Here is a 6,210-nt window from a genome sequence, read left to right as displayed (position 1 = left end):
CTTGGCGGGGGCGGCGGCCTTCGCCGGGGCCTCGGCCTGCACGGCCTGCACGGCGGCGGGTGCGGAGCTGTTACGCGTACGGCGGCGACGGCGCGGCTTGGCCGGCGTCTCCGGAGCGCCCTCGGCCACCGGCCGGGACACGGTCGCGGTCGGCTCGGCCGGAGCGACCGGCGCCTCGGCCTGGGCGCCGCCACCACGGGTGCGGCGACGCTGACGCGGGGTGCGGGTGCGCTCGGGGCGCTCCTCCTCGACCGGCGCGGCCTTCGGGCCACGGCCGCGGCCACGGCCGCCCGTCTCGCCCAGGTCCTCGATCTCCTCCGCGGCGAGCCCGGCGCGGGTGCGCTCGGTGCGCGGCAGGATGCCCTTGGTGCCGGCGGGGATGTTCAGCAGCTCGTACAGGTGCGCGGAGGTGGAGTACGTCTCCTCCGGCTCGTCGAACGGCAGGTCCAGCGCCTTGTTGATCAGCTTCCAGCGCGGGATGTCGTCCCAGTCGACGAGCGTGATGGCCGTACCCGACTTGCCCGCGCGGCCGGTGCGGCCGATGCGGTGCAGGTAGGTCTTCTCGTCCTCGGGGGTCTGGTAGTTGATGACATGGGTGACGTTGTCGACGTCGATGCCGCGGGCGGCGACGTCGGTGCAGACCAGCACGTCGACCTTGCCGTTGCGGAACGCGCGCAGCGCCTGCTCACGGGCGCCCTGGCCGAGGTCGCCGTGGACCGCGCCGGAGGCGAAGCCGCGGCGGGCCAGCTGGTCGGCGATGTCGGCGGCCGTCCGCTTCGTGCGGCAGAAGATCATCGCGAGCGCGCGGCCCTCGGCCTGGAGGATGCGGGAGACCAACTCCGGCTTGTCCATGTTGTGCGCGCGGAAGATGTGCTGCTTGATGTTGGCGACGGTCTGGCCCTCGTCGTCCGGCGCGGCGGCGCGGATGTGCGTGGGCTGCGTCATGTAGCGCCGCGCGAGGTTGATGACGGCGCCCGGCATGGTGGCCGAGAACAGCATCGTCTGGCGCTTGGCGGGCAGCATCATCATGATGCGCTCGACGTCCGGCAGGAAGCCCAGGTCGAGCATCTCGTCGGCCTCGTCCAGGACGAGGGCCTTGACGTGCGCCAGGTTGAGCTTCTTCTGGCCGGCCAGGTCGAGCAGGCGGCCGGGGGTGCCGACGATGACGTCGACGCCCTTCTTCAGCGCCTCGACCTGCGGCTCGTAGGCCCGGCCGCCGTAGATCGCCTGGACCCGCACATTGCGGACCTTGCCGGCGGTCAGCAGGTCGTTGGTGACCTGCTGGCACAGCTCACGGGTGGGGACGACCACGAGCGCCTGCGGGGCGTCGGTCAGCTGCTCGGGCTTGGCCCGGCCCGACTCGACGTCCGCGGGGACGATCACACGCTCCAGCAGGGGGAGGCCGAAGCCCAGCGTCTTGCCGGTGCCGGTCTTGGCCTGGCCGATGACGTCGGAGCCCGAGAGGGCCACCGGGAGCGTCATCTCCTGGATCGGGAAGGGGTGGACGATGCCGACGGCCTCAAGGGCTTCGGCGATCTCGGGAAGGATGCCGAGATCTCGGAAGGTGGTGGAAGTGGACAGGATCTTGCCTCTTCTGTGAGACGCGGCGTGAGGCGGCGAAGGGGGTCGTACGTACCGCGCCGGGGTACTGGTCCGGCCTGGGGAAGCCGGCTGACGCGGGACCACTGCCTTCGCTCTCGCACACGTGCCGCGAGCGGATCCCTCCTGGCGTGTACGTCTCGTACACGCCGCGCGGAGGGCGGTCGGTTTTGGAAGCCGATCGGGCCACCGACCGGGCATCCGCTGGGGGCCCGGGGGCCTGGCGAGTGACGCCTCCGGAACTCACAGCATGGGACAGCCCGCCGAATACTCGGCAGGCGCAATACCACTGTACCCCGGAAACACGCATGCGTGTCCGGACAATCCTTCGGACAGATGGGGAGGAACTGGCTGACCAGGCCCTTCCCTGAGATGTGAGGCGGGCTATTGTGCGCTTCATGCAGACGCCCGACAACGCTGACCACGCCACCGAGCCCGCCGAGGCCCTCACCGGAATCGCCGCCCAGGACTGGGACCGGGCCGCCGCCGACCCGCAGTACCGAGCGGCGGTCGTCGACCTGCTGGGCGCTCTCGCCTACGGCGAGCTCGCCGCCTTCGAGCGGCTCGCCGAGGACGCCAAGCTGGCGCCCTCCCTGGACGACAAGGCCGAGCTGGCGAAGATGGCCGCCGCCGAGTTCCAGCACTTCCAGCGGCTGCGCGACCGCCTGGCGGCCATCGACGTGGAGCCGACCGGCGCGATGCAGCCCTTCGCGGCCGCCCTGGACGAGTTCCACCGCCAGACGGCGCCCTCGGACTGGCTGGAGGGCCTGGTCAAGGCGTATGTCGGCGACTCGATCGCCAGTGACTTCTACCGTGAGGTGGCGGCCCGCCTCGACTCCGACACCCGCGCGCTGGTGCTCGCCGTCCTGGACGACACCGGTCACGCGAGCTTCGCGGTCGAGAAGGTCCGCGCGGCGATCGAGGCGGAGCCGCGCGTCGGCGGCCGGCTCGCGCTGTGGGCGCGTCGGCTGATGGGCGAGGCGCTCTCGCAGGCGCAGCGCGTGGTCGCCGACCGCGATGCCCTGTCGACGATGCTGGTGGGCGGCGTGGCCGACGGCTTCGACCTCGCGGAGGTGGGGAAGATGTTCTCCCGCATCACCGAGGCGCACACCAAGCGGATGGCGGCCCTGGGCCTCGCGGCCTGAGAAGGTGCCGCGCGGCGCCGGGAACACGGCGGGCCCCCGCGGCCGGTCCGGCCCTCTTCAGGCCGTGGCTGATCGGCGGGCCCGGTCCCCCTGGCGCAGCAGCAGGGACAGCAGGGCGACGGCCACCCCGAGCGAGACGGCCAGGGTGGCCGCCGTGTGTCCCGGCCCCAGCACCGAATGGGCGAGGAGCGCGCCGAAGAGCGCCGCGGCCGGCCCTGTGGCCAGGGCCAGACTGCGGGGACGGAACTGCCCGTACCGCGCGGGCAGCCAGCGCAGAGCTCCGTACGAGACGGCGAGGCCGATGAGAACCGAGCCGAGCGCTTCCCAGAGGAGCATGGTCACTTCCCTCCCGTGCTGATGCCGAGGAGCGAGGAGCAAATCGGTCGAAGCCGTACTACCCCTCGGGGGCACCCGGCAACCCTCGGACCGATCGCCCCGACGGGTGCCCTCGTGCGGGCGGTTCCCTTCGTACGACAACGGCGGGGCCCCGGTGAATTCCTCACCGGGGCCCCGCCGTTCGAACGCGTCCGTCCGTGGCTCAGAGAGCGCTGAAACCGACCTTGCGGGCGGTCGGCTCGCCGATCTCCACGTACGCCAGGCGGTCGGCCGGAACCAGGACCTTGCGGCCGTGGTCGTCCACCAGGCTCAGCAGCTGTGCCTTGCCGCCGAGCGCGTCGGCCACCGCACGCTCGACCTCTTCGGCAGACTGCCCGCTCTCGAGAACGATCTCGCGGGGCGCGTGCTGCACGCCGATCTTGACCTCCACGGCTTTTGTCCCTCCGAAGGTTTGCGGTCCCCCATGGCGAAGCCCAGGGGAGGGGTGCGCGGTCAGCCGCGCCGTACCTTCCACACATTAGCCCGGTACGGCCGCCGGCCGAGCCGGTGCCCGCACGCTGGCAGCGAACAGGCGCTCAGTGCCCTTCCGGCGCGTTCTTCGGGAAGCCCGCGATGCCGCGCCAGGCCAGCGAGGTCAGCAGCTGGACGGCGGTCTCGCGCGGGACCGCGCTCTCGCTGGAGAGCCAGTAGCGGGCGACGACCTGGGAGACGCCGCCGAGGCCGACGGCCAGCAGCATCGCCTCGTCCTTGGACAGGCCGGTGTCCTCGGCGATGACGGCGCTGATCTCCTGCGCGCACTCCAGCGACACCTTGTCGACCCGCTCGCGCACGGCCGGCTCATTGGTGAGGTCGGACTCGAAGACCAGGCGGAAGGCGCCGCCCTCGTCCTCCACGTACGCGAAATAGGCGTCCATGGTGGCCGCCACGCGCAGCTTGTTGTCGGAGGTCGAGGCGAGCGCGGTACGGACCGCGTGCAGCAGGGCCTCGCAGTGCTGGTCCAGCAGGGCCAGGTAGAGGTCCAGCTTGCCGGGGAAGTGCTGATAGAGCACCGGCTTGCTGACGCCGGCGCGCTCGGCGATGTCGTCCATCGCCGCCGCGTGGTACCCCTGGGCGACAAAGACTTCCTGAGCCGCCCCCAGCAGCTGATTGCGTCGGGCCCGGCGCGGCAGACGCGTGCCTCGCGGCCGCGCCTCGGTCTGCTCGATGGCTGTCACGCCGCCTCCCATGAATCGTTCCCTGCACGGTGTGCACCGCGCCCGCCATCGTACTTTTGGGTAACCGGGCCGTGCGTGGTCGGAGCGGAGAATTTCATGTACCGGACGCTGTGGGAAGTCAACAAAATCCTGACAATTCAGCGCAGGTCACCCCGGATCCCCCAGGGGGCGCGGTGTGTCAGCGGTAATCGTCCTCGTCCAGGTCCACGACCCGGGCCTGCTCGGCGACGTCCGCCAGGTTCGCCGCGTCCGGCTCGATGCCGGCCAGCGGGTCGTCGCGCCGCGGCGTCAGGTCGGCGTGCTGTTCGGCCGCGTCGGCCTCCGGCGCCTCCACGTCGATCTCCACGGCGTCCGGATCTTCCTCGAACGTCTCCGGATCGGACGGGTCGACAGTCATGCGGAACCCCTTCCCGGCGGAGGGCGGGCCGGGCCGCCCGCGTACTCCTTGGTACGAAGCCTAGGAGCTGAGCTCCCCTGACGCCAGGCGATCTGTGACCGCCGCCACACAAGGCCCGGCGTGATCGTCTCGTAACATTGCCCGCATGTCTTCGACCGAGTCGCCCGAAACCCGCGCCGTTCCCGTGGTGCCGCCCGGGCGGCCCTCGTGGGTCAGCGAGGGCGAGGACGTCCGAACGGTGACCCTGCCGGGAGCCACGCTGGCCGTACGCTCCCGCCGGCCCGGGCGGCCGGGGCCGCCCCCCGCTCTCTACGTGCACGGCCTGGGCGGTTCCTCGCAGAACTGGTCCGCCCTCATGGAACTGCTCGCGGACGACGTCGACGGCGAGGCGCTCGACCTGCCCGGCTTCGGCGACTCACCGCCGCCGGACGACGGCGACTACTCCATCACCGGCTTCGCGCGCGTGGTCATCCGTCATCTCGACGCGAGCGGGCGCGGCCCGGTGCACCTCTTCGGCAACTCCATGGGCGGCGCCGTCGCCACGCGCGTCGCGGCCGTCCGCCCCGATCTCGTCCGTACGCTGACGCTCATCTCCCCCGCCCTGCCGGAGCTGCGCCCGCAGCGCACGGCGGTGCCCACGGGGCTGCTCGCGGTGCCGGGTCTGGTGTCCCTCTTCGCCCGTGTGACGAAGGACTGGACACCCGAGCGGCGTACACGCGAGGTGCTGGCGCTCTGTTACGGGGACCCCGGACGAGTGACACCCGAAGGGTTCGCGACGGCGGTCGCGGAGTACGAGCGGCGGCTGGAGCTGCCCTACTTCTGGGACGTCACGGCCCGCTCCGCGCGCGGCATCGTGGACGCCTACACCCTCGGTGGCCAGCACTCTCTGTGGCGTCAGGCGGAGAAGGTGCTTGCCCCTACGCTGCTCGTCTACGGAAAGCGGGACCAGCTCGTCTCCTTCCGCATGGCGGCGCGCGCGGGCAAGACTTTCCGCGACTCGCGGTTGCTGACGCTTCTGGAATCAGGACATGTCGCCATGATGGAGGACCCGGACGCGGTGGCTCGTGCCTTCCGCGACCTGCTCGCGGACACCGCCGCCACTGCAGAACGGAGCGCCACGCCTCGTGGGTAAACACAGCGCACGCGCCCCCCATGCCTCCCGCCGGCCCGCCGCGGCGTCCGCCGGGGGCGACGGCCGCCCGGACGGCGCGAACGCCGGCACGGGCCGGAGGCGGGCCGCCGCGGAGCCGGCCGCGCCGGTGCGACAGGAGCCGGGCGCGATGAACGGACCGGCCGACTCCACCCGGCCGTCCGCGACGGAGGGCCACCCCGAGCAGCAGGAGCCGGGAGCGCAGGGCATCGGCTGGGGTGTCATCGGCGTACAGCGCGACCGCGCGACGGGCCCGGAGAGCGGCTTCGAACACTTCTACGGCGGGGGGTACGGGCCGGGCGGGGGCGAGCCGGGGGCCTCCGGCGTCGGTGGCGCGCCTTCGGGCCGGGACGGCCATGGGCGCGGAGC

At 72.2% G+C, this 6,210-nt stretch carries 7 protein-coding genes and 1 pseudogene; 3 read left to right on the top strand and 5 right to left on the bottom strand.

Features of this window, described 5'->3' with window-relative positions:
- A partial coding sequence (locus tag J7E86_RS22290) for a DEAD/DEAH box helicase (RefSeq protein WP_251019514.1) occupies positions 1-1,482 on the bottom strand: 1,482 nt, incomplete at its 3' end.
- Positions 1,483-1,997: 515 nt separating this feature from the next.
- Between J7E86_RS22290 and J7E86_RS22285 the strand changes: the two genes are divergently transcribed.
- On the top strand, positions 1,998-2,744 hold the full coding sequence (locus tag J7E86_RS22285; protein WP_215083511.1) for a ferritin-like fold-containing protein: 747 nt from the start codon (positions 1,998-2,000) through the stop codon (positions 2,742-2,744).
- A 57-nt stretch (positions 2,745-2,801) separates the two neighbouring features.
- Here the strand turns inward: J7E86_RS22285 and J7E86_RS22280 are convergent, their stop codons facing one another.
- The 4 genes from J7E86_RS22280 to J7E86_RS22265 form a co-directional block, all read right to left on the bottom strand.
- Entirely contained in the window at positions 2,802-3,080 is a 279-nt protein-coding gene (locus J7E86_RS22280; protein ID WP_215083510.1) for a hypothetical protein, read from the bottom strand.
- Between the two features lie 202 nt (positions 3,081-3,282).
- Positions 3,283-3,510 (bottom strand): DUF3107 domain-containing protein, encoded by a 228-nt coding sequence (locus J7E86_RS22275; RefSeq protein ID WP_215083509.1) that lies wholly within the window; start codon positions 3,508-3,510, stop codon positions 3,283-3,285.
- Between the two features lie 145 nt (positions 3,511-3,655).
- Positions 3,656-4,294, bottom strand: coding sequence for a TetR/AcrR family transcriptional regulator (locus tag J7E86_RS22270; protein WP_215083508.1), 639 nt, complete (start codon positions 4,292-4,294; stop codon positions 3,656-3,658).
- A 178-nt stretch (positions 4,295-4,472) separates the two neighbouring features.
- The gene (locus J7E86_RS22265) at positions 4,473-4,691 is read right to left on the bottom strand and encodes a hypothetical protein (protein WP_215083507.1); all 219 of its coding nucleotides are present in this window, start codon (positions 4,689-4,691) and stop codon (positions 4,473-4,475) included.
- Positions 4,692-4,836: 145 nt separating this feature from the next.
- Between J7E86_RS22265 and J7E86_RS22260 the strand changes: the two genes are divergently transcribed.
- Positions 4,837-5,823 (top strand): alpha/beta fold hydrolase, encoded by a 987-nt coding sequence (locus J7E86_RS22260; RefSeq protein WP_215083506.1) that lies wholly within the window; start codon positions 4,837-4,839, stop codon positions 5,821-5,823.
- A gap of 148 nt (positions 5,824-5,971) precedes the next feature.
- Positions 5,972-6,210: pseudogene (locus tag J7E86_RS22255) on the top strand (hypothetical protein); the annotation flags it as partial.

It is taken from the genome of Streptomyces sp. ISL-11 (assembly GCF_018614525.1).
Taxonomy (GTDB): Bacteria; Actinomycetota; Actinomycetes; order Streptomycetales; family Streptomycetaceae; genus Streptomyces.
The sequence above is the reverse complement of the archived record's forward strand: the minus strand, read 5'-3'. Positions and strand labels throughout refer to the sequence as shown.

Excerpts from the sequence above, each read along its gene's own strand:
- J7E86_RS22260 (WP_215083506.1), top strand. The coding sequence starts at position 4,837 with ATGTCTTCGACCGAGTCGCCCGAAACCCGCGCCGTTCCCGTGGTGCCG.
- J7E86_RS22285 (WP_215083511.1), top strand. The coding sequence starts at position 1,998 with ATGCAGACGCCCGACAACGCTGACCACGCCACCGAGCCCGCCGAGGCC.
- J7E86_RS22265 (WP_215083507.1), bottom strand. The coding sequence starts at position 4,691 with ATGACTGTCGACCCGTCCGATCCGGAGACGTTCGAGGAAGATCCGGAC.
- J7E86_RS22280 (WP_215083510.1), bottom strand. The coding sequence starts at position 3,080 with ATGCTCCTCTGGGAAGCGCTCGGCTCGGTTCTCATCGGCCTCGCCGTC.